Here is a 22,482-nt window from a genome sequence, read left to right on the forward strand (position 1 = left end):
AGGCAATTGCAATGGCTCGCGAATATAAAATTGAGGATTATCGTAATTTTGGTATTATGGCTCATATTGATGCTGGTAAGACCACTATGACTGAGCGTATTTTGTTCTATACTGGGAAGAATCATAAAATTGGTGAAACGCATGATGGTGCTTCCACGATGGATTGGATGGAGCAGGAGCAAGAGCGGGGTATTACAATTACGTCTGCTGCAACGACAACTTTTTGGGAAGGTGTCGATGGTCGTAAGCGGCGCTTTAATATTATTGATACGCCGGGGCATGTTGATTTTACGATTGAGGTTGAGCGTTCTTTGCGCGTTCTTGATGGTGCGATAGCTTTGTTGGATGCAAATGCAGGTGTGGAACCTCAGACAGAGACTGTTTGGCGGCAGGCTGAGAAATATCATGTGCCGCGTATGGTTTTTGTGAATAAAATGGATAAGATAGGTGCTGATTTCTATCGTAGTGTGGAGATGGTTGGTTCGCGGTTGGGGGCTAAGGCGCTTGTTTTGCAGTTGCCGATTGGTGCTGAAAATGATTTTGAAGGTGTTGTTGATCTTATTGAAATGAAAGCGTTGAGGTGGGACGGTTCTATTGGTGCATCAGCAGTGGTAAGTGAAATTCCTTCTGATTTGAAAGAGAAAGCAGAGGAATATCGTGAGAAATTAATTGAGATGGCAGTTGAAGTTGATGAAGCTGCGATGGAAGCTTACTTGGAGGGTGTTATGCCAACCAATGAGCAGCTTGTTGCTCTTATTCGTAGAGGAACAATAGAGGTTCAATTTCATCCAGTTCTTTGTGGTACAGCTTTTAAAAATAAGGGAGTTCAGCCGCTTTTAGATGCTGTTGTTTCTTATCTTCCATCTCCAGTGGATGTTCCAGCAATTAGTGGTATTGATGTTAAGACTGATGGAGAGACAACGCGTGAGTCTTCGGATGATGCTCCACTTTCTATGCTTGCTTTTAAGATTATGAATGATCCTTTTGTTGGTTCGTTGACTTTTTGTCGTATTTATTCTGGTAAAGTTCAAAAAGGTATTTCTCTTGAAAATACTGTAAAGAGAAAAAAGGAGCGTTTGGGGCGTATGCTTCAAATGCACTCAAATTCTCGTGAGGATATTGAGGAGGCGTTTGCCGGTGATATTGTTGCGCTTGCAGGGCTTAAGGAAACAACAACTGGTGATACTCTCTGTGATCCTTTAAAACCTGTTATTTTGGAACGGATGGAGTTTCCTGAGCCTGTTATAGAGATTGCAATTGAGCCAAAAACAAAAGCAGATCAAGAAAAGATGGGTATTGCGCTTAATCGTTTGGCAGCTGAAGATCCTTCGTTTCGTGTTAAGTCAGATGAAGAATCTGGTCAGACGATTATAGCTGGCATGGGTGAACTTCATCTTGATATTATTGTTGATCGTATGCGGCGTGAGTTTAAGGTTGAGGCCAATGTAGGTCAGCCTCAGGTTGCTTATCGTGAGTCGATTACAAAGGCTGCGGAAATTGATTATACTCATAAAAAACAGTCTGGTGGTGCTGGGCAGTTTGCCCGTGTGAAGATTATTTTTGAGCCTCATGAAGGTGATGATTTTCTGTTTGAGTCGAAAATTGTTGGTGGTGCTGTTCCAAAGGAATATATTCCGGGTGTTCAGAAAGGAATTGAAAGTGTTATGGGGTCTGGTCCTCTTGCTGGGTTCCCTATGCTTGGTGTAAAAGCTACTTTAGTTGATGGTGGTTATCACGATGTTGATTCTTCGGTTTTGGCTTTTGAGATTGCTGCTCGTGCTGCTTTTCGAGATGGTGCAAAAAAAGCTGGTGCGCAGCTTCTTGAACCAATTATGAAGGTGGAGGTTGTTACTCCTGAAGATTATGTTGGTGATGTTATTGGTGATTTAAATTCTCGTCGAGGTCAAATTTCAGGAACTGAAGCACGTGGTATTTCGACTGTTGTGAATGCAATGGTTCCTTTGGCAAATATGTTTGGTTATGTGAATACTCTTCGTTCGATGAGTCAAGGACGCGCTCAGTATACAATGCAGTTTGACCATTATGAGCCTGTTCCTTCAGCTGTTGCTTTGGAAATTCAAAAGAAATACGCGTAATTTTGAATTGCGTAATTAATTTTAACTTAGTCCTTGATGTAGACAAAAAAAATGGAGAGCTCAAATGGCAAAGAGCAAGTTTGAACGTACGAAGCCGCATGTTAATATAGGTACGATTGGTCATGTTGATCATGGTAAGACTTCGTTAACGGCAGCAATTACAAAATATTTTGGTGAATTTAAAGCGTATGACCAGATTGATGCGGCACCGGAGGAACGTGCACGTGGAATCACTATTTCTACGGCGCATGTTGAGTATGAAACAGAGAGCCGGCATTATGCGCATGTTGATTGTCCAGGTCATGCGGATTATGTTAAAAACATGATTACAGGTGCTGCTCAGATGGATGGTGCTATTTTGGTTGTTTCTGCAGCTGATGGCCCAATGCCTCAAACGCGTGAGCATATTTTGCTGGCACGTCAGGTTGGTGTTCCAGCGATTGTTGTTTTTCTAAATAAAGTTGATCAGGTTGATGATGCTGAGCTTTTGGAGCTTGTTGAGCTTGAGGTTCGTGAGCTTTTGTCAAAATATGATTTTCCAGGAGATGATATACCAATAGTTAAGGGTTCTGCGTTGGCAGCTCTTGAAGATACAGATAAAAGTATTGGTGAAGATGCAGTTCGTCTTTTGATGAGTGAAGTTGATAATTATATACCGACACCGGAGCGTCCAGTTGATCAGCCATTTTTGATGCCGATAGAGGATGTTTTTTCGATTTCTGGTCGTGGAACTGTTGTTACAGGTCGTGTTGAGCGTGGTGTTATTAAGGTTGGTGAAGAAATCGAGATTATCGGAATTCGTCCAACTTCTAAGACGACTGTCACAGGAGTTGAAATGTTTCGCAAACTTTTAGATCAGGGGCAAGCGGGTGATAATATTGGTGCGTTGCTTCGTGGTGTTGATCGTGATGGGATCGAGCGTGGTCAAGTTTTAGCGAAGCCTGGTTCAGTTACTCCTCATACTAGGTTTAAAGCAGAGGCTTACATTTTGACAAAAGATGAAGGTGGTCGTCATACTCCATTTTTTACGAATTATCGCCCTCAATTTTATTTTCGTACAACAGATGTGACTGGAATTGTTATACTTCCAGAAGGTACTGAAATGGTTATGCCAGGAGATAATGTTGCTATGGATGTTTCCTTAATTGTTCCGATTGCAATGGAAGAGAAGCTTCGTTTTGCTATTCGTGAGGGCGGTCGTACTGTAGGTGCAGGTATCGTTTCTAAGATAATTGAGTGAATAATTATTATTTTTTTGAATGGCGCCTTTTTTTGTTAGAGGCATTTGCGTAACAAGGAAATGAATAGTATGAATAGTCAAAATATCCGCATTCGCTTGAAAGCGTTTGACCATAGAATCCTTGATGCATCGACGCGTGAGATTGTGTCGACTGCTAAGCGTACAGGTGCTAATATTCGTGGTCCAATTCCACTTCCAACGCGAATTGAAAAGTTTACAGTTAATCGTGGTCCGCATATCGATAAGAAGAGTCGTGAACAGTTTGAAATGCGTACGCATAAGCGCCTTCTTGATATTGTTGATCCGACGCCGCAAACAGTGGATGCGCTTATGAAGCTTGATCTTTCTGCTGGTGTGGATGTTGAGATTAAGCTCTGAGGTTTGAGGATAGAAGGAATAGATCTGATGCGTTCAGGTGTAATAGCACAAAAGCTTGGCATGACTCGTATTTATAATGATGTTGGTGAGCATGTTCCAGTAACAGTGCTTCGTTTAGAAAATTGTCAAGTTATTGCTCAGCGTACAGTTGAAAAAAATGGTTATACCGCTGTTCAGTTGGGTGTAGGATTTGCTAAGGTTAAAAATACGTCAAAAGCTCTTCGTGGACATTTCATTAAGGCTTCGGTTGAACCTAAGGTTAAGATAGCAGAATTTCGTGTTAGCCCTGATAATCTTCTTGATGTTGGGACTGAGATTACGGTAGAACATTTTGTCCCTGGGCAAAGAGTTGATGTCACTGGTACAAGTATTGGTAAGGGTTTTGCTGGTGTTATGAAACGGCATAATTTTGGTGGACATCGTGCATCGCATGGTAATTCAATTACGCATCGTGCTCATGGTTCTACAGGTCAGTGTCAAGATCCAGGTAAGGTGTTTAAAGGTAAGAAGATGGCTGGTCATATGGGGCAGGTGCGTGTTACAACACAAAATATTGAGGTTATTTCTACGGATATTGAGCGCGGTTTAATCTTAGTGCGTGGTGCTGTTTCTGGTTCTAAAGGCGCTTGGATTTTGGTGCGTGATGCCGTAAAAAAACGTCTTCCTGATAATGCGCCAAGACCTGCTGGTGTTCGTCATCTTGTAAAAGAAAAGACAGAAGTAATTGCTCCAGTAGCGGAAATCGCTGAATCTAAAGGAGCCGAATGATGGATATTGTGATTAAAACTCTTAGTGGTGACGAGGTTGGCACATTAAATGTTTCTGAAAATGTTTTTGGTCTTGTTCCTCGTGAGGATATTTTACAGAGGGTTGTTCGTTGGCAGCTTGCACGTCGTCAGCAAGGGACGCATCAATCTCGTGGAAGATCTGATGTGGCACGGACTGGAGCGAAGATGTTCAAGCAAAAAGGAACTGGGCGTGCTCGGCATTCATCTGCTCGTGCTCCGCAGTTTCGGGGTGGTGGTAAAGCGCATGGTCCGGTGGTGCGTAGCCATGTGCACGATCTTCCTAAAAAAATTCGTGCTCTTGGGTTGCGCTTTGCTTTATCAGCAAAATTAAAGTCAAACAGTTTAATTGTCGTTGATGAATTAAGTGTTGAAAATGCTAAAACTAAGGTTCTTGTGTCTGGTTTTTCTAAAATTGGATTTAACAATGCTCTGTTAGTTGGTGGAAGAGAACTTGATACTAATTTTTTTCGTGCGGCATCTAATATTCCTAATATTGATGTTTTGCCGATTCAGGGAATTAATGTATATGATATTTTGCGTCGCAACATGCTTGTTTTATCAAAATCGGCTGTTGAGGCTCTTGAGGAGCGTTTTAAATGACAGATCTACGTCATTATGATATAATTGTCAGTCCGGTTATTACTGAAAAGTCAACTATGATCTCTGAGTATAATCAAGTTGCTTTTAATGTTGCGATGAGGGTTACAAAGCTTGAGATTAAGGCTGCTGTTGAAGCGCTTTTTAACGTCAAAGTTAAGGCGGTTAATACGATAATTCGTAAAGGTAAGGTAAAGCGTTTTAAAGGTGTTGTTGGTCGGCAGAGTGATGTCAAAAAAGCTATTGTTACGCTTGTTCATGGTCATTCTATTGATGTTTCAACAAATCTTTAGAGAAGCTTGGAGATAAGAATAATGGCACTGAAGTATTTTAATCCAACTACGCCTGGGCAGCGCCAGCTTGTTATGGTGGATCGTTCTTGTCTTTATAAAGGTAAGTCTATAAAGAAATTGACTGAAGGTTTATCGTCGAAGGGCGGGCGCAATAATTATGGTCGAGTTACTTCTCGGTTTCAGGGTGGCGGTCATAAGCGTAGTTATAGGTTTGTTGATTTTAAACGTCTTAGGCATGGTATTTCTGCTAGAGTTGAACGTTTAGAATATGATCCTAATCGTACTGCTTTTATTGCGTTAATTCGCTATGAAGATGGACAATTGAGTTATATTCTTGCGCCTCAGCGTCTTGATGTGGGTGATTTTGTTATTTCTGGTTCGAATGTTGATATTAAGCCAGGAAATGCGATGCCACTTAGTAATATGCCAGTGGGTACAATTATTCATAATGTAGAAATGAAGCCAGGAAAGGGTGGTCAAATTGCGCGTTCAGCTGGTACTTATGCGCAGTTGATTGGGCGAGATCAAGGAATGGCTATTCTTCGTCTTAATTCTGGTGAACAGCGTTTGGTTTCTAGTGGTTGCTTTGCAACTGTTGGAGCAGTTTCAAATCCTGATCATGGGAATATTAGTGATAGTAAGGCTGGTCGGTCGCGTTGGCGTGGCAAGCGTCCGCATGTTCGTGGTGTTGCTATGAATCCTGTTGATCATCCGCATGGTGGTGGTGAGGGTCGTACATCGGGAGGACGTCATCCAGTGTCTCCTTGGGGGAAGCCTACGAAAGGTAAGCGTACGCGCTCTAATAAAGCCACTGATAAGTTTATTATGCGTACACGGCATCAGCGCAAAAAATGAGAAAGGTAGTCTAGGATGGTTCGTTCGGTTTGGAAAGGTCCGTTTGTTGACGGTTATCTTCTTGGAAAGGCTGAGAAAGTGCGTGCAAGTGGGCGCAATGAGGTTATCAAGATATGGAGTCGTCGCTCTACTATTCTTCCGCAATTTGTTGGTTTGACTTTTGGTGTTCATAACGGTAATAAGCACATACCTGTTTCTGTTTCTGAAGAGATGGTTGGGCATAAATTTGGTGAGTTCGCTCCCACTCGAACATATTATGGGCATGGTGCAGACAAAAAGGCAAAGAGGAAGTAGAAATGGGAAAGGCTAGGGTTTTACGCCAACTTAAGGATAATGAGGCTAGGGCTGTATCCAAGACAATTCGTATTAGTCCTCAAAAGCTTAATTTAGTTGCTGCAATGATTCGTGGTAAAAAGGTTAGTGTAGCGTTGGCTGATTTAGTGTTTTCGCGTAAACGTATTGCTGGAACAGTCAAGAAAACTCTTGAATCGGCTGTTGCAAATGCGGAGAATAACCATGATCTTGATATTGATTCGTTAGTTGTTGCAGAGGCTTACGTTGGTAAGTCGGTTATGATGAAACGTTTTCATGTTCGTGGTCGTGGTCGTACCAGTCGCATTGAGCGTCCGTTCTCTCATCTTACTATTATTGTTCGTGAAGTTACCGAAAAAGTGGAGGCAGTATAATGGGTCAGAAGGTTAATCCGATAGGGCTGCGTCTTGGAGTTAATAGAACTTGGGATTCACGTTGGTATGCTGATAGTGGTGAGTATGGGCGTCTTCTCCATGAAGATTTGAGGATTCGTTTATATGTGTTAGAAGAATTGAAGCAGGCGTCTATTTCTAAAGTTGTTATTGAGCGTCCTCATAAAAAGTGTCGTGTAACAATTCATTCAGCGCGTCCTGGCCTTATTATTGGTAAGAAGGGTGCTGATATTGAGAAACTTCGTCATAAACTTTCAAAGATAACGAATGTAGAGACTTCTTTGAATATTGTTGAGATTCGTAAACCAGAGGTTGATGCGACGATTATTGCACAGTCGATTGCTCAGCAGCTTGAGCGTCGTGTTGCTTTTCGACGTGCAATGAAGCGTGCAGTTCAATCAGCTATGCGTCTTGGGGCAGAAGGTATTCGTATCAATTGTTCTGGTCGTCTCGGTGGTGCCGAAATTGCTCGTATGGAGTGGTATCGTGAAGGTCGTGTTCCTCTTCATACTTTGCGTGCTGATGTTGATTACGGTACAGTTGAGGCTAAGACTGCTTATGGTGTTTGTGGTGTTAAAGTTTGGGTCTTTAAGGGTGAAATTCTTCAACATGATCCAATGGCTTCAGAGCGTCGTGCTACGGAAGCTGATCATTCTGGTTCTTTGTCGAATCGTCGTCGTGAAAATGCTTAATTTTTGTGATTGAACTAAAGTTTGGAGTAGAGAGCAATGTTGCAGCCAAAGCGCACAAAATTTCGTAAGCAGTTCAAAGGTCGTATTCATGGTGTTTCGAAAGGTGGTACTGATTTAAATTTTGGTTCTTATGGTTTGAAAGCTGTTGAGCCGGAGCGTATCACTTCTCGTCAGATTGAAGCAGCGCGTCGTGCGATTACGCGTTATATGAAGCGTTCTGGTCGTGTATGGATTCGTATTTTTCCTGATGTTCCAGTTACATCTAAGCCAACTGAGGTTAGGATGGGTAAGGGTAAAGGAAGTGTTGATTATTGGGCAGCTCGTGTAGCGCCGGGGCGTGTCATGTTTGAGCTTGATGGTATACCTGAAGATGTAGCGCGTGAAGCGTTGAGGTTAGGTGCTGCAAAATTGCCTATTAAAACGCGTTTTGTACAGCGTGTAGCTGAGTAAAGAGGTTAAGCGATGAAGGCTATAGAGCTACGGGCGCAAACGCTCGATCAAATGAAGGATGAACTGGGTAAGCTTAAGAAAGAGCAATTTAATTTGCGTTTTCAAAAAGCGACAGGTCAATTAGAAAAGACTTCACGTATTAAGCAGGTTCGTCGGGATATTGCTCGTGTCAAGACTTTTCTTCGCCAGAATGTAAACAAGAGTAAGGCTTAAGGAAGTATAAAGATGCCTAAACGCATTTTGCATGGTGTTGTCGTTAGCGACAAAAGTGATAAGACTGTTATTGTTAAAGTGGAACGCCGCTATTCTCATCCACTTCTTAAAAAGACTATTCGGCAGTCTAAAAAATATAAGGCGCATGACGAAGGTAATCAATTTAAGATTGGGGATCAGATTTCTATTCAAGAATCTAAGCCTATTTCAAAAGATAAATGTTGGATTGTTGTTAAAGACAGTGTAACGTAATTAGGTGGGCTTATTATTTTAATATTTAGTAATAGTTATTTTTTTGTTCTATTGGTAAATTTAAGATAGTATTTTTATTCATTATTTGGCAAACAAATCCGGTGTGTTACTAACGTGATCGGATGTTGATAGTAGGAAAAGGTGGACGGTCATGATTCAGATGCAAACAAATCTCGACGTTGCAGATAATTCTGGTGCTCGTCGTGTCATGTGCATCAAGGTGTTAGGCGGTTCAAAGCGGAAATATGCTTCTGTCGGTGATGTTATCGTTGTTTCAGTTAAGGATGCTATTCCGCGTGGTCGTGTAAAAAAAGGTGATGTGATGAAAGCTGTAGTGGTTCGTACAGCTAAGGATATTCGTCGTACAGACGGGAGTGTTATTCGGTTTGATGGCAATGCTGCTGTTTTGGTAGATAATAAAAAGGAGCCTATTGGTACGCGTATCTTTGGCCCAGTCCCTCGTGAGCTTCGTGGTAAAAATCATATGAAAATTATCTCTCTTGCTCCTGAAGTATTGTAAGGAGCTTATGTTATGCAAAAGATTAAAAAAGGTGATAAAGTTGTTGTCTTATCTGGTAAGGATAAGGGGTGTAGTGGTGAAGTGATTAAGGTGAATCCGAAGAAAAGTAATGCTTTTGTTCTTGGGGTTAATATGATTAAGCGTCATCAGCGTCAAACGCAAAAGCAAGAAGCGGGTGTTATTTCTAAAGAAGCTCCGATTCATTTATCTAATTTGGCGATTGCTGATCCTAAGGATGGTAAGCCTACACGTGTAGGTTTTCGTGTGAATGCAAATGGTAATAAAGTTCGTTTTGCCAAGCGTTCGGGAGAGTTGATTAATGGCTGAAGAAAAACAAAAGCCTCGCATGAAGGTGCATTATTTTGAAGTAGTTCGCAAGGCTCTTCAAGAGAAGTTTAATTACAAAAATGAAATGCAAATTCCGCGTGTTGATAAGATTGTGATTAATATGGGGATTGGTGAGGCAATTTCTGATTCTAAGAAACCTTCTGTTGCTGCTGAAGATTTAGCTTTGATTACTGGTCAAAAAGCTGTTGTTACTCGTGCGCGTAATTCTATTGCAACTTTTAAGGTTCGTGAGGGAATGCCAATTGGGGCTAAGGTTACGTTACGTAGGGATCGTATGTTTGAGTTTTTGGATCGTCTTATTACGATTGCGCTTCCACGGGTTCGTGATTTTCGTGGTTTGAATCCAAAAAGTTTTGATGGTCGTGGCAATTTTGCTATGGGTATAAAAGAACATATTGTGTTTCCAGAAATTAATTATGATAAAGTTGATCAAATTTGGGGTATGGATATTATTGTTTGTACGACAGCAAAGACAGATGATGAGGCACGTGAGTTGTTGCGTGCTCTCAATTTTCCGTTTCGTTCGTAACGGCAAACGTAGTGAGGTAGTGTTATGGCCAAAGTGAGTGCCGTTGAAAAAAATAAACATCGTGGGATGATGGTGAAGCGTTATGCTGCGCGTCGTGCGCGTTTGAAGGCAATAGTTATGGATCAGAAAGTTTCTCTTGAGGAGCGTTTTAGAGCTTCTGTTCAGCTGGCAAAATTACCACGTAATTCTGCAAAGGTTCGTGTTCGTAATCGTTGTGAAGTGTCTGGTCGTCCGCGGGCTTATTATCGGAAATTAAAGATGTCACGAATTGCGTTGCGTGAACTTGGTTCTTTCGGTCATATTCCTGGTGTTGTTAAATCTAGTTGGTAAGAGGAGATTAATTAATGTCTATGTCAGATCCTCTTGGTGATATGTTGACACGTATTCGTAATGCTCTTTGTCGTAAAAAAAATAGAGTCGTCACGCCTGCTTCAAAGCTTCGTGCATGTGTTCTTGATGTTCTTCAGTCAGAAGGTTATATTCGTGGATATAACAAAGTGGATTTTGATGATGGGAAATCTGAGATTGAGATTGAGTTGAAATATTTTGAAGGAATGTCCGCTATTCGTGAAATTTCTCGTGTTTCAAAACCTGGTCGTCGTGTGTATGTTTCTGCTAAGCTTATTCCTCCAGTAGCGAATGGTCTTGGTATTTCGATTTTATCGACTCCTAAGGGAGTTATGGCTGATCATGAAGCGCGTAAACAGAATGTTGGTGGCGAGCTTCTTTGTCGTGTTTTCTAAATGGTTGTTAAAAAATCGGAAGAAAAGTAGGTAAGATAATGTCTCGTATTGGAAAAAAGCCAATTTCAGTTCCTTCTGGGGTGGTTGCTACTGTTGAGGGTCAAGTTGTTAAGGCTAAGGGCCCTCGAGGTGAGCTGAGCTACGTTGTGAATGATGAAGTCTTTGTTAAATTTGATGGAAGTGTTATATCAGTTACGCCACGGGATCAGTCAAAAAATGCTCGCTCCAAGTGGGGTATGTCACGATCTATGATTGAAAACATTTTTTGTGGTGTGAAAGATGGTTTTGAAAAAAAGCTTGAAATTAGTGGTGTTGGTTATCGTGCTGCTATGCAAGGTAAGGATATTCAACTGTCTCTAGGATTTTCTCATGATGTTGTTTATAAAGTGCCAGCGGGTGTTGCTGTGACAGTTCCAAAACCAACAGAAATTGTTGTTTCTGGGATTGATAAGCAGCGAGTTGGGCAAGTTGCTGCGGAAATTCGGGAATATCGTAGGCCTGAGCCTTATAAAGGTAAAGGTGTTAAGTATGCAGATGAGCGTATCTTCCGTAAAGAAGGCAAAAAGAAATAAGGATTTTGTACTATGGTTTCATCGAAAAACATTATCCATCGTCGTGCGCAACGTGTTCGTCGTCGGATTAAAATGTTTTCTAACGATCGTCCACGGCTTAGTGTTTATCGTTCAAATCAGAATATTTATGCTCAGATTATTGATGATTTGCGTGGGTGCACGATAGTTTCTGCTTCTACTCTTGAAAGTTCTTTGAAAAAGTCCTTGAGAAGTGGTGCTGATAAAGACGCTGCTTTTGCTGTCGGTAAGTTGATTGCTGATCGTGCAAAAAAAGCAGGTGTTAGTGAAGTTGTTTTTGATCGTGGAGCGTATGTTTATCATGGTAGAGTAAAAGCCTTGGCTGAAGCTGCTCGTGAAGGTGGTTTAAGTTTTTAGAGTGTTTTTGTTTTGAGGGTTTTGGGTGTTTCGTCTAAGTTCCTTTTGTATAGTGTTGGAACTTTATTAACGTGCTTCCGGAAAAGAAGAAGGAATGAGGAATGGCACAAAAAGAGCGTAGTGAGCGAGATGAGCGTGATGGTGAGTTTATAGATAGGCTCGTTCATATTAATCGTGTTGCTAAAGTTGTAAAAGGTGGTCGGCGATTTGGTTTTGCTGCCCTTGTTGTAGTTGGAGATCAGAAAGGGCGTGTTGGTTTTGGTCATGGTAAGGCGCGCGAAGTTCCTGAGGCAGTTCGTAAAGCTACAGAATCTGCAAAACGTGGAATGATTTATGTGCCATTGCGATCTGGGCGTACATTGCATCATGATCTTGAAGGTCGTCATGGAGCTGGTCGCGTTTTATTGCGTTCAGCTTCTGCTGGTACTGGTATTATTGCTGGGGGGCCGATGCGTGCTATTTTTGAAACTCTTGGAATGCAGGATGTGGTTGCAAAATCACTGGGATCATCAAATCCTTATAACATGGTGCGTGCAACTTTTGATGCGTTAAAGAATCAAATGCACCCTAAAGATATTGCAGCTCAGCGTGGTATTAAGTATTCGACTTTGCAAGAGCGTCGTCAGCATTTAGTGGGTGCAGAAGGGTAGTTTCTGAGATTATCAGAAAAGAGGATTAAAGAATGGTACAGAAAAAATCTCAGAATAAAAAGACTGTAACGATAGAACAGGTCGGGAGTCCAACAAGGAGTCCAAAGATTCAGCGTGCTACGTTGAAAGGACTTGGATTGAATAAGATGCATCGTCGTCGTACTTTAGAAGATACTCTTTGTGTGCGGGGTATGATTGCTAAGGTTCAGCATCTTATTCAAGTTGTAGATGAACGTTAAAGATCGCGGGAGTGTAGAAGATGAAACTCAATGAACTGCGTAATCGGGAAGGTGCAACAAGGAATCCTAAGCGCATTGGGCGTGGTATTGGTTCTGGTACTGGTAAAACTGGCGGTCGTGGTGTTAAAGGGCAAAAATCACGTTCTGGTGTTTCACTTAATGGTTTTGAAGGTGGGCAAATGCCTATTTATCGTCGTTTGCCAAAGCGTGGATTTAGGAATTTTTTTGCTAAAAATTATAATGAAGTTTCACTTGGTCGTATTCAGTTGGCTGTTGATGCAGGTAAATTGAGCATTGATAAGCCGGTTGATGTTGTCGTATTAAAAGAATCGGGTGTTATTCATCGTTTAAAGGATGGGGTTCGTCTTCTCTCTGATGGTGAATTGAAAGCTAAAATTACATTTAATGTTTCTGGCAGTTCAAAGGCTGCTCGCATTAAAGTTGAAAAAGTGGGTGGTCAAGTTATTTGTTCTTGAGTTATTTTATTTTTTTCATTTGTTTATGTATCACGGTGATTTTTTTGATTTGTGCTTCTATAATTTGAATGTTATTTAAAGGGTTGGAGTATAGACCGGAGACGTTTTATGGCATCAGCAGCAGAGCAATTTGCTTCTAATATAAATTTCAGTACTTTTTCTCGTGCGACAGAATTAAAAAAACGCATTTGGTTTACTCTAGCTGCGCTCCTTGTGTATCGTTTTGGTACTTATATCTCTCTTCCTGGTATTAATATTGATGCTTTACGGCAGACATTTGAACATCATTCGTCTGGTGTGCTAGGATTATTTAATATGTTTGCTGGGGGTGCGGTTGGGCGCATGGCAATTTTTGCGCTTGGAATTATGCCCTATATATCAGCATCGATTATTGTGCAATTATTAACTTCAATTATTCCTTCATTAGAATCTCTTAAGAAAGATGGAGAATTAGGTAGGAAGATTATTAATCAGTATACCCGTTATGTAACTGTTGTACTAGCTATTTTGCAAGCTTTTGGTATTGCGGTTGCGCTTGAAAGTGGTATAGGAACGGGACTTCAAATTGTTACAGAACCAGGTCTCATGTTTCGTGTTTCTTCTGTTATTACGCTTGTTGGTGGGACAATGTTTTTAATGTGGCTCGGTGAGCAAATTACATCTCGCGGTGTTGGTAACGGGGTTTCTCTTATTATTTTTGCAGGGATTGTTGCTAATTTTCCTTCTACTTTTGCTCAGCTTTTAACTTCTCATAGTCAAGCTGATTTATCAACTTTTATACTAATGGGAATTATTCTTATTACTGTCCTTGTTATTGGGGTTATTGTTTTTGTGGAACGCGCTCAGCGCCGAATCCTTATTCAGTATCCTAAGCGTCAGGTTGGTAATCAAATGTTTCAGGGAGATATGTCTCATCTTCCTTTGAAATTGAATACTGCAGGTGTTATTCCGCCAATTTTTGCTTCATCTCTGTTATTGTTGCCTGCGACTGTTAATAATTTTTCTGATAAAATGCCGCGTTTGGTTCAGGATATTTCTTATTCTCTTAGTCATGGACAACCGCTTTATATGGTTATCTATGCTATTTTGATGGTATTTTTTTGCTTTTTTTATACAGCTATTGTATTTAATCCGAGTGATACAGCAGATCAGCTAAAGAAGCATTCTGGTTTTATTCCAGGTATTCGTCCTGGTGAACGTACAGCTGAGTACATTGATTATGTTTTGACTCGCATTACTGTTGTGGGTGCTATTTATATTGTTTTGGTTTGTTTGTTGCCTGAATTTGTTATATCGACATTGCAAGTTCCTTTTTATCTTGGAGGAACGTCCTTGCTTATTGTTGTCACTGTTACGCTTGATACAGTTGCTCAGATTCAAGGATATCTTGTTGCGCATCAATATGAAGGATTAATTAAAAAGTCAAAGCTGCGTGGAGGAAAAAGGAATAGATGAGGGTTGTTCTTTTAGGTCCTCCAGGAGCCGGAAAAGGTACACAGGCTAAGATGTTATCTGAGAGATACGATGTCCCTCAGTTGTCAACGGGTGATATATTGCGTGATGTTATTGCTCGAGAAACAGAAATTGGCAAAAAAGCTAAGTTTATTATAGATTCTGGTGCTTTAGTACCTGATATTATTGTTAATCAAATTGTATCAGACCGTATTAACGAAAGTGATTGTGTGAATGGCTTTGTATTGGATGGATATCCACGTACTGTAGGGCAGGCAGAAGCTTTGCAACACATTTTGCAATCGAAAAATATGCTTCTTAATGCTGTTATTGAGCTGATTGTTGATAAAGATGTTCTGATCAAGAGAATGGAAAAGCGTGTTCAGGAAGCAATAGCTGCTGGTGGAAAAGTTCGTTCAGACGATAATTCTGTTGCTTTTGCAAAACGCTTGGTAGAATATCAGAAAAAGACAGTACCTCTATCAAAATTTTATTCAGAAAAGGGGTTATTAAAGGTAGTTAATGGAATGATTGATGCTGTTGAGGTATCCCGTGTTATTAGTAAGTTTCTTGAATAGGGAATTTTTTAAGAAATAAGTGAAAGGAGTTGACTTTTACAGTAAAATCTATCAAAAGCAGCTTTATTAGATTTCAGGAAAGTGATAGAATCTGTACTTTTTTGTGCCGGTCATTTTGTGTTTTTATGTTAAAGTATATTGGTGTTTTTTAGTTTGTTGTCAATATAATAAGGAGAATAGGTGTGGCTCGTATTGCTGGCGTCAATATTCCTGCAGGTAAGCGTGTAGTTATTGCGCTTCAGTATATCTACGGGATTGGACAAAAATTTGCTCAGGAGATTACTGAAAAGGTTGGTATTTCTGCAGAGCGTCGTGTGCATGAGCTTTCAGATTCGGAAGTGTTACAGATTCGTGAAGCAATAGATCATGGTTATCAAGTTGAAGGGGATCTTCGTCGTGAGGTTGCTATGAATGTTAAGCGTTTAATGGATCTTGGTTGCTATCGTGGATTGCGTCATCGTCGCTCTTTGCCTGTTCGTGGACAGCGTACACATACGAATGCGCGCACACGTAAAGGACCGGCTAAGGCAATTGCTGGTAAGAAAAAGTAGTGATATTTTTTTTAAGTAAAGGTTTTTTAATATCTTGTTTCTCGTAAAAAAAAAGCTTTTTATGAGAGCGAGTGGGGTGTAGCTGCTGGTGTTACGGCGGTGTAGAGATCATTGAAAGGAAGATTATGGCTAAGGAAGCCACGCGTATTCGTCGTCGTGAACGTAAGAATATTTCATCGGGTGTCGTGCATATAAATTCGACGTTTAATAACACAATGATTACCATTGCTGATGCTCAAGGGAATACGATTGCTTGGTCGTCTGCTGGTGCTCAAGGGTTTAAGGGTTCACGAAAATCGACACCTTTTGCGGCTCAGGTTGCAGCAGAGGATTGTGCTAAAAAAGCACAAGAGCATGGTATGCGTTCGTTAGAAGTTGAAGTTTGTGGTCCGGGAGCTGGGCGTGAATCAGCTCTGCGTGCATTACAGTCTGTTGGTTTTGTAATTACTTCTATTCGTGATGTAACACCGATCCCTCATAATGGGTGTCGTCCGCGAAAAAGGCGGCGTGTTTAATTGGGTGTTTTTTTTCGTTATCAGAGTTTTCTCTGATGTTCACATTTGCTGTCACGAATGAATGGTGACGGAGTTAAAGAACAGGAATAAAGATATGATCCAGAAAAACTGGCAAGAACTTATTAAGCCCAATAAAATTGAGTTTTATGCGCATGATAATCCAAACGTTTTGAGTGTGGTAGCCGAGCCTCTTGAGCGGGGATTTGGTTTAACGTTGGGAAATGCGCTTCGTCGTGTATTGTTATCTTCACTTCGTGGTGCTGCAGTTACTGCAGTGCAGATTGATGGTGTATTGCATGAATTTTCATCAATTCCAGGTGTTCGTGAAGATGTTACAGATATTATTTTAAATATTAAAGAGATCGCGCTTCGTATGGAAGAGGAAGGCCCTAAACGTATTGTCGTTTATAAAGAGGGTCCTGGTGTTATGACAGCTGGAGATATCAGTACTGTTGGAGATATGGAGATTTTGAATCCAGAGCATGTGATTTGTACTCTTGATGAAGGTGCAGAGATTCGTATGGAATTTATTGTTAATACAGGAAAAGGTTATGTTCCATCTGATCGTAATTGCATTGATGATGCGCCGATAGGTCTTATTCCCGTTGATAGTTTGTATTCACCAATCCGTAAAGTATCTTATAAAGTAGAAAATACACGTGAAGGTCAAGTTCTTGATTACGATAAATTGACGTTAACGATAGAAACGAATGGTGCTGTTAATGGAGAGGATGCTGTTGCTTTTGCGGCGCGTATTCTTCAAGATCAGTTGTCATTGTTCGTTAATTTTGAGGAACCGCAAAAGGAAATTATTGAAGAATCTGTTTCTGAGCTTGCTTTTAATCCTGCCCTTCTTAAGAAAGTAGATGAATTAGAACTGTCTGTTCGTTCGGCAAATTGCCTTAAAAATGATAATATTGTCTATATTGGTGATCTTATTCAGAAGACGGAATCTGAGATGCTTAGGACACCAAATTTTGGACGGAAGTCATTAAATGAGATTAAAGAAGTTTTGGCATGCATGGGTTTGCATCTTGGTATGGAGGTTCCTGCGTGGCCACCTGAGAACATTGATGATCTTGCTAAACGGTATGAAGATCAATATTAAATTAGGATTCAAGGAGAGGGCTTATGCGCCATAATAACTCAGGCCGTAAATTGAATCGGACTGCTAGCCATCGTAAAGCAATGTTTGCAAATATGGCAGTTTCGTTGATTGAGCATGAACAAGTCGTGACAACACTGCCAAAGGCTAAGGAACTTCGTCCTATTGTTGAGAAGTTGGTTACGCTTGGTAAGCGTGGAGATTTGCACGCGCGTCGACAGGCAATTTCAGCTATTCGTGATGTTGAAAAAGTTGCAAAATTGTTTGATACAATTGCTTTGCGTTATGCATCACGTCATGGTGGTTATCTACGTATTATGAAAGCAGGTTTTCGTGCCGGTGATAATGCTCCTATGGCTGTTATTGAATTTGTTGATCGTGATGTTGCTGCAAAAGGAGCTGCAGATCGTATGCGCATGGAAAGTGCAAGCAATGAGAAAGAAACTTCTTCGTAGAAGTGTTTTGTTATTTTGGATATTATGAAGCCGTCTTTTCCAAGGCGGCTTTTTTGTTAATATGTTTTATTCAAGAGATAAATATAAAGAGAACATTATACCATATTGAATTGTTTTATTTTTATAATATTTGTTGTAACCGTCCTTGGAATATAGGGAAACTCAGTGATTTTTTTACTTAAGTAAAAAATAGATTAATTTTATGAGGAGAAAACGATGAAGCTTTCTTTTTTTATATGGTTTATTTTTATAATTATGGCACAGATATCGCTTCATTGTGCTTATGCTCAAATTCCACAAACACGATCAGAAATCACTTTTTCATTTTCTCCTTTAGTTAAAAAGACTATCCCGTCTGTTGTAAATATTTATGCAGATCGGAAAATTATGGCGCGTTCGCCTTTTGATGGTGATCCCTTTTTTGAGCAATTTTTTGGTCGTTATAAAGACAATCGTCCTTTACGCAAGCAATCATCGTTGGGTTCTGGAGTTATTGTTGATGCGCATGGTTTGATTGTTACAAATTACCATGTCATTAAGGATGCAAATGAAATTAAAGTTGCTCTTTCTGATGGGCGGGAGTTTGAAAGTAAGATTATGCTAAAAGATGAAGCAACTGATATTGCTGTGCTTAAAATTGATGCAAAAGGTGCTAAATTTTCGGTTCTTCCTTTAGGAAATTCTGATGCAGTTGAAGTTGGAGATCTTGTTCTAGCTATTGGTAATCCTTTTGGTGTTGGGCAAACGGTTACAAGTGGTATTGTTTCAGCACAAGCACGTACGCGTGTTGGTATTTCTGATTTTGACTTTTTTATTCAAACAGATGCTGCCATTAATCCAGGTAATTCTGGTGGAGCTTTGATTGACATGAAAGGACAATTAATCGGAATTAATACAGCTATTTATTCACGCTCTGGTGGTTCTGTAGGGATTGGTTTTGCTATTCCAGCGAATCTTGTGAAGGTTATGCTTGATACTGTTAAACGAGGAAGAAAGTATTTTGTGCCACCTTATATTGGTGCATCTTTTCAAAATGTTACACCCGATATTGCAGGTGGTTTAGGTTTAGAACGTCCTTATGGTGCTCTTATCATTGAGATTGTTGACGACAGTCCTGCTGCAAAAGCTGGTTTAAAAGTAGGTGATGTTATTTTAAATGTGCAAGGGATACAAATTGACAGTCCAGATAGTCTTGGATATCGTCTGATGATAGCTGGCATTGGGCAGAATCTTGTTTTGGAATATTTGCGTGGTGGAAAAATTTTTAAGACAGAAATAACTATTTTATCAATACCAGAATCTGCTTTAAAATCTGAAAAGATTATTGATGATAGTCCTCTTTCTGGTGCTGAAGTGTTGGATTTAACAGCGCAAAATAGTCGATATTTTTATCTTCCTGTAAATGCTAGAGGTGTTGTGATCACCAATATTGATGAAGTGAGTAATGCTGCAGGGATTTTTCGTTCTGGAGATATTCTTCGTGTTATTAATGGCCATAAGATTCAAACAGTTAGCCAATTAAAAAAGGTTCTTATGCAAAGTCGTTCACGTATTTGGCAATTGGAATATGAACGTGATGGTGTGTATATTCGCCAATTTGTTCGTTGAGGTTGTTTTTGAATAAAGATTTTTTTCCTTCATTTTGTGATGCTGACGTTAATAAAAACCGTCCACTTGCACACAGAATGCGTCCTAGTTCTTTCCGAGATGTAATAGGGCAAAGTCATCTCATTGGAGAAAAAGGTGTGCTTTCACGCATGGTGGAAACAGGTTCGTTTCATTCGATGATTTTTTGGGGGCCTCCAGGGACAGGAAAAACAACGGTTGCACGTTTATTAGCACTTGAAACAAATTTTGCTTTTGAGCAAGTTTCTGCTATTTTTGCTGGGGTTTCAGAACTTAAGAAGATTTTTGAAGCAGCGCGGGTTCGTTTTGTATCTGGATGTCAAACACTTCTGTTTGTCGATGAAATTCATCGTTTTAATCGTGCGCAGCAGGATAGTTTTCTTCCTGTTATGGAAGATGGAACAGTAATTCTCATAGGTGCAACAACTGAAAATCCTTCATTTGAATTGAATTCTGCTCTTCTTTCTCGTGCATGTGTTTTGACGTTTTTCCCACACGATAATGAAAGTTTGGATATGCTCTTGAAACGCGCTGAAAAAGTGGAGGGAAAGTCTCTTCCCTTGGATGATTGTGCAAGAGATGTTTTGATAAGAATGTCAGACGGTGATGCGCGGTCGGTGTTAACATTAGCGGAAAAAATTTGGTGTGCTGCACAGCCAGGAGAGATATTCGATTCTATAGCTTTGCAAAAAATCGTTCAGCGTCGTGCTCCTGTTTATGATAAAGGGAAAAGTGGTCATTATAATTTGATTTCAGCTCTGCATAAATCAGTTCGTGGATCCGATCCTGATGCTTCCCTTTATTATTTAGCACGTATGCTTGATGCAGGTGAAGATCCTTTATATATTTGTCGCAGATTGGTTCGTATAGCCATTGAAGATATTGGATTGGCTGATCCTCAAGCTCTTGTCATATGTAATGCAGCAAAGGATGCTTATAATTACTTGGGATCACCCGAAGGAGAATTAGCCTTGGCACAAGCGTGTCTTTATGTTGCAACTGCGCCAAAATCAAATGCAACATATCTTGCTTATAAGGCAGCTATGCATAGTGCTCATAAAAATGGTTCTTTGCCTCCTCCTAAACATATTCTGAATGCATCTACAAAATTTATGAAAGAAGAGGGATATGGGAATGATTATCGTTATGATCATGACGAACCAGATGCTTTTTCAGGGCAGGAATATTTTCCAGAAAAGCTTGGAAGACAAATTTATTATCAACCACAAGAACGTGGTTTTGAACGTGAGATTGTAAAGCGCCTTGAGTGGTGGAAACAATTACGGAAAAAACGAAACAATTAAAAATAAAATATTAGTTAAGATAAACTTTTATTGTTTTGATACTGATTTTTATAAATGATATAATTGTAATTTTATTAATAAAATAAACTATACTTAAAATATAAATGAATTTTATCAAAGTAATTTTTTATTGATACAATTTATAGAAATAATATTGATATATTCTAAATATGAAGAAATATACTATGTTTCATTTAGTATTCTTAAAATTAAGTCATAAATATTGTCTTTGCATCTAATAATTTGTTTGGTTTCTATGTCCTTAAAATTTAAGTTCAGTATAGTACCGTGCTGTTTTGATTTATGATGGATTTTATAGTTCTTAATAACTTGATGATTAGCAAAGGCATGCTCTTTTGAATTTTTATAAAAAATTAAAAAGAGCATGCAAAGAGTATCATATTAAAGTTTAAATTTTTTCTTTTCTATAGGATAAATATTCAATATAAGTGTCTAGTTCTTTTCTGCTATCTTTATATAGAAAGTATTTTGTTGAAGTAGACTTTATATTTTATGATAGGAAGTATGTTTTTTTGTCACATTAATTGGGTAGTGGATACAATATATGAATAATAATGGAAATAGTCTGTGAAAATCTAAATTCAAGGCTTTAGTTCAGTTGAGAGAACGGTGTACACTGAGTGCTAGATTATTTTGACTCGTTAAGGATATAATTGTGGATAAAATAAAAGCTCTAGATGCTGCTCTATCACAAATTGAACGTTCTTTCGGTAAAGGCTCGATTATGCGTCTTGGTCAAAAAGAGCAGGTTGTTGAGATTGAGACAGTTCCAACCGGTTCACTATCTTTGGATATTGCTTTGGGTGTAGGTGGATTACCAAAAGGACGTATCATTGAGATTTATGGACCAGAAAGTTCTGGAAAGACAACGCTAGCTCTTCATGCTATTGCTGAAGCACAAAAAAGTGGCGGGATTTGTGCTTTTATTGATGCAGAGCATGCTCTCGATCCTATTTATGCACGTAAGCTTGGTGTTGATTTAGAAAATTTATTTATCTCTCAACCAGATACTGGTGAACAGGCGTTAGAAATTACAGAGACACTTGTTCGTTCAGGTGCAGTTGATGTACTCGTTGTTGATTCAGTAGCAGCTTTGACACCGCGTGCAGAAATTGATGGTGAAATGGGTGATGCTTTACCTGGGTTGCAAGCACGATTAATGAGCAAAGCTTTACGAAAGCTAACAGCATCAATTTTTCGATCTAACTGTATGGTTATTTTTATTAATCAGATTCGTATGAAAATTGGTGTGATGTTTGGTTCGCCTGAAACAACAACAGGTGGAAACGCTCTAAAGTTTTATGCTTCTGTTCGTCTGGATATTCGTCGTATTGGGTCAATTAAAGATCGTGACATGGTTGTTGGTAACCAGACGCGCGTTAAAGTGGTCAAAAATAAGTTGGCTCCTCCGTTTAAGCAAGTTGAATTTGATATTATTTATGGTGAAGGTATTTCTAAGTTAGGTGAGCTGATTGATCTTGGGGTCAAAGTTGGCATTGTTGAGAAATCTGGTGCATGGTTTTCTTATAATTCTCAGCGTTTGGGGCAGGGGCGTGAGAACGCAAAGCAGTTTTTACGTGCAAATACGGAAGTGGCTACAGAGATTGAAACAGCTTTACGTCAAAATGCCGGTTTAATTGCGATTGAATTATTAGAAAATGTAAGGTCAGATAATATGGAATGTGATGAACCGATTTAATGAAGGGTGATGTCGGTTTTTTTTGGATATTGTTTAAGTATAACTGTTCCTTTTAGAGTTTTTAAATTTTTATTTTCCAAAATATAAGTATAAGGCCGTTTACTCCCCAATTTTAAATTCTTATTCTAAATTAAATCAGCTCTATGAGTTGTGATAAATTGGGTTT

The 22,482-nt window shown here is 39.6% G+C and carries 32 protein-coding genes; all 32 read left to right on the plus strand.

Going from position 1 to position 22,482, the window contains the following annotated elements; all coding sequences use genetic code 11:
- Positions 1-11 precede the first annotated feature (11 nt).
- Positions 12-2,096: an elongation factor G gene (gene fusA, locus V3565_RS05730; protein ID WP_455478220.1), complete on the plus strand. Its 2,085-nt coding sequence runs from the start codon at positions 12-14 to the stop codon at positions 2,094-2,096.
- Positions 2,097-2,160: 64 nt separating this feature from the next.
- Positions 2,161-3,336, plus strand: a complete 1,176-nt coding sequence (gene tuf / locus V3565_RS05735; protein ID WP_455478221.1) for an elongation factor Tu — start codon at positions 2,161-2,163, stop codon at positions 3,334-3,336.
- A gap of 69 nt (positions 3,337-3,405) precedes the next feature.
- Positions 3,406-3,714, plus strand: a complete 309-nt coding sequence (gene rpsJ / locus V3565_RS05740) for a 30S ribosomal protein S10 (protein WP_455478222.1) — start codon at positions 3,406-3,408, stop codon at positions 3,712-3,714.
- Between the two features lie 27 nt (positions 3,715-3,741).
- On the plus strand, positions 3,742-4,482 hold the full coding sequence (gene rplC / locus V3565_RS05745; RefSeq protein WP_455478223.1) for a 50S ribosomal protein L3: 741 nt from the start codon (positions 3,742-3,744) through the stop codon (positions 4,480-4,482).
- Positions 4,482-5,102: a 50S ribosomal protein L4 gene (rplD, locus tag V3565_RS05750; RefSeq protein ID WP_455478877.1), complete on the plus strand. Its 621-nt coding sequence runs from the start codon at positions 4,482-4,484 to the stop codon at positions 5,100-5,102. The genes rplC and rplD overlap by 1 nt, the downstream gene beginning before the upstream one ends.
- Positions 5,099-5,392: a 50S ribosomal protein L23 gene (locus V3565_RS05755; protein ID WP_455478224.1), complete on the plus strand. Its 294-nt coding sequence runs from the start codon at positions 5,099-5,101 to the stop codon at positions 5,390-5,392. Before rplD ends, V3565_RS05755 begins: the two co-directional genes overlap by 4 nt.
- A 21-nt stretch (positions 5,393-5,413) precedes the next feature.
- Entirely contained in the window at positions 5,414-6,247 is an 834-nt protein-coding gene (rplB, locus tag V3565_RS05760; RefSeq protein WP_455478225.1) for a 50S ribosomal protein L2, read from the plus strand.
- A 15-nt stretch (positions 6,248-6,262) separates the two neighbouring features.
- Positions 6,263-6,541 (plus strand): 30S ribosomal protein S19, encoded by a 279-nt coding sequence (gene rpsS / locus V3565_RS05765; protein WP_011180910.1) that lies wholly within the window; start codon positions 6,263-6,265, stop codon positions 6,539-6,541.
- Positions 6,542-6,543: 2 nt separating this feature from the next.
- Positions 6,544-6,933, plus strand: a complete 390-nt coding sequence (gene rplV, locus V3565_RS05770; RefSeq protein ID WP_455478226.1) for a 50S ribosomal protein L22 — start codon at positions 6,544-6,546, stop codon at positions 6,931-6,933.
- Complete coding sequence (rpsC, locus tag V3565_RS05775; protein WP_455478227.1) at positions 6,933-7,643, plus strand: 30S ribosomal protein S3; 711 nt, start codon at positions 6,933-6,935, stop codon at positions 7,641-7,643. The genes rplV and rpsC overlap by 1 nt, the downstream gene beginning before the upstream one ends.
- A 36-nt stretch (positions 7,644-7,679) precedes the next feature.
- Complete coding sequence (gene rplP, locus V3565_RS05780) at positions 7,680-8,093, plus strand: 50S ribosomal protein L16 (protein WP_455478228.1); 414 nt, start codon at positions 7,680-7,682, stop codon at positions 8,091-8,093.
- A 12-nt stretch (positions 8,094-8,105) separates the two neighbouring features.
- Complete coding sequence (gene rpmC / locus V3565_RS05785) at positions 8,106-8,306, plus strand: 50S ribosomal protein L29 (protein WP_455478229.1); 201 nt, start codon at positions 8,106-8,108, stop codon at positions 8,304-8,306.
- Positions 8,307-8,318: 12 nt separating this feature from the next.
- A complete protein-coding gene (rpsQ, locus tag V3565_RS05790) occupies positions 8,319-8,558 on the plus strand; it encodes a 30S ribosomal protein S17 (protein WP_455478230.1) in 240 nt (79 codons plus the stop codon).
- Positions 8,559-8,709: 151 nt separating this feature from the next.
- Positions 8,710-9,078: a 50S ribosomal protein L14 gene (gene rplN / locus V3565_RS05795; protein WP_455478231.1), complete on the plus strand. Its 369-nt coding sequence runs from the start codon at positions 8,710-8,712 to the stop codon at positions 9,076-9,078.
- A gap of 12 nt (positions 9,079-9,090) precedes the next feature.
- Positions 9,091-9,405, plus strand: coding sequence for a 50S ribosomal protein L24 (rplX, locus tag V3565_RS05800; RefSeq protein ID WP_455478232.1), 315 nt, complete (start codon positions 9,091-9,093; stop codon positions 9,403-9,405).
- Positions 9,398-9,955: a 50S ribosomal protein L5 gene (rplE, locus tag V3565_RS05805; RefSeq protein ID WP_455478233.1), complete on the plus strand. Its 558-nt coding sequence runs from the start codon at positions 9,398-9,400 to the stop codon at positions 9,953-9,955. Before rplX ends, rplE begins: the two co-directional genes overlap by 8 nt.
- A 24-nt stretch (positions 9,956-9,979) precedes the next feature.
- On the plus strand, positions 9,980-10,285 hold the full coding sequence (gene rpsN, locus V3565_RS05810; protein ID WP_455478234.1) for a 30S ribosomal protein S14: 306 nt from the start codon (positions 9,980-9,982) through the stop codon (positions 10,283-10,285).
- A gap of 14 nt (positions 10,286-10,299) precedes the next feature.
- Positions 10,300-10,698: a 30S ribosomal protein S8 gene (gene rpsH, locus V3565_RS05815; RefSeq protein ID WP_455478235.1), complete on the plus strand. Its 399-nt coding sequence runs from the start codon at positions 10,300-10,302 to the stop codon at positions 10,696-10,698.
- A gap of 38 nt (positions 10,699-10,736) precedes the next feature.
- Complete coding sequence (gene rplF, locus V3565_RS05820; protein WP_455478236.1) at positions 10,737-11,270, plus strand: 50S ribosomal protein L6; 534 nt, start codon at positions 10,737-10,739, stop codon at positions 11,268-11,270.
- Between the two features lie 12 nt (positions 11,271-11,282).
- Positions 11,283-11,645, plus strand: a complete 363-nt coding sequence (rplR, locus tag V3565_RS05825) for a 50S ribosomal protein L18 (protein ID WP_455478237.1) — start codon at positions 11,283-11,285, stop codon at positions 11,643-11,645.
- 101 nt (positions 11,646-11,746) lie between these two features.
- On the plus strand, positions 11,747-12,295 hold the full coding sequence (rpsE, locus tag V3565_RS05830; RefSeq protein WP_455478238.1) for a 30S ribosomal protein S5: 549 nt from the start codon (positions 11,747-11,749) through the stop codon (positions 12,293-12,295).
- A 32-nt stretch (positions 12,296-12,327) separates the two neighbouring features.
- Entirely contained in the window at positions 12,328-12,534 is a 207-nt protein-coding gene (gene rpmD / locus V3565_RS05835; RefSeq protein ID WP_455478239.1) for a 50S ribosomal protein L30, read from the plus strand.
- A gap of 20 nt (positions 12,535-12,554) precedes the next feature.
- A complete protein-coding gene (rplO, locus tag V3565_RS05840; RefSeq protein ID WP_455478240.1) occupies positions 12,555-13,010 on the plus strand; it encodes a 50S ribosomal protein L15 in 456 nt (151 codons plus the stop codon).
- Positions 13,011-13,118: 108 nt separating this feature from the next.
- Positions 13,119-14,465, plus strand: a complete 1,347-nt coding sequence (gene secY / locus V3565_RS05845) for a preprotein translocase subunit SecY (protein ID WP_455478241.1) — start codon at positions 13,119-13,121, stop codon at positions 14,463-14,465.
- Positions 14,462-15,040, plus strand: coding sequence for an adenylate kinase (locus V3565_RS05850; protein ID WP_455478242.1), 579 nt, complete (start codon positions 14,462-14,464; stop codon positions 15,038-15,040). Before secY ends, V3565_RS05850 begins: the two co-directional genes overlap by 4 nt.
- Before the next feature lie 182 nt (positions 15,041-15,222).
- Positions 15,223-15,591 (plus strand): 30S ribosomal protein S13, encoded by a 369-nt coding sequence (rpsM, locus tag V3565_RS05855; RefSeq protein WP_455478243.1) that lies wholly within the window; start codon positions 15,223-15,225, stop codon positions 15,589-15,591.
- A 125-nt stretch (positions 15,592-15,716) separates the two neighbouring features.
- Complete coding sequence (rpsK, locus tag V3565_RS05860) at positions 15,717-16,106, plus strand: 30S ribosomal protein S11 (RefSeq protein WP_455478244.1); 390 nt, start codon at positions 15,717-15,719, stop codon at positions 16,104-16,106.
- A gap of 94 nt (positions 16,107-16,200) precedes the next feature.
- Entirely contained in the window at positions 16,201-17,214 is a 1,014-nt protein-coding gene (locus tag V3565_RS05865; protein ID WP_455478245.1) for a DNA-directed RNA polymerase subunit alpha, read from the plus strand.
- A 23-nt stretch (positions 17,215-17,237) separates the two neighbouring features.
- The gene (rplQ, locus tag V3565_RS05870; RefSeq protein WP_455478246.1) at positions 17,238-17,666 is read left to right on the plus strand and encodes a 50S ribosomal protein L17; all 429 of its coding nucleotides are present in this window, start codon (positions 17,238-17,240) and stop codon (positions 17,664-17,666) included.
- A 216-nt stretch (positions 17,667-17,882) separates the two neighbouring features.
- The gene (locus V3565_RS05875; protein WP_455478247.1) at positions 17,883-19,274 is read left to right on the plus strand and encodes a DegQ family serine endoprotease; all 1,392 of its coding nucleotides are present in this window, start codon (positions 17,883-17,885) and stop codon (positions 19,272-19,274) included.
- Between the two features lie 8 nt (positions 19,275-19,282).
- Complete coding sequence (locus V3565_RS05880) at positions 19,283-20,596, plus strand: replication-associated recombination protein A (RefSeq protein ID WP_455478248.1); 1,314 nt, start codon at positions 19,283-19,285, stop codon at positions 20,594-20,596.
- A 676-nt stretch (positions 20,597-21,272) separates the two neighbouring features.
- Positions 21,273-22,316: a recombinase RecA gene (gene recA / locus V3565_RS05885; RefSeq protein ID WP_455478249.1), complete on the plus strand. Its 1,044-nt coding sequence runs from the start codon at positions 21,273-21,275 to the stop codon at positions 22,314-22,316.
- Positions 22,317-22,482 lie beyond the last annotated feature (166 nt).

The sequence above is a fragment of the Bartonella sp. B10 genome (genome assembly GCF_053794435.1).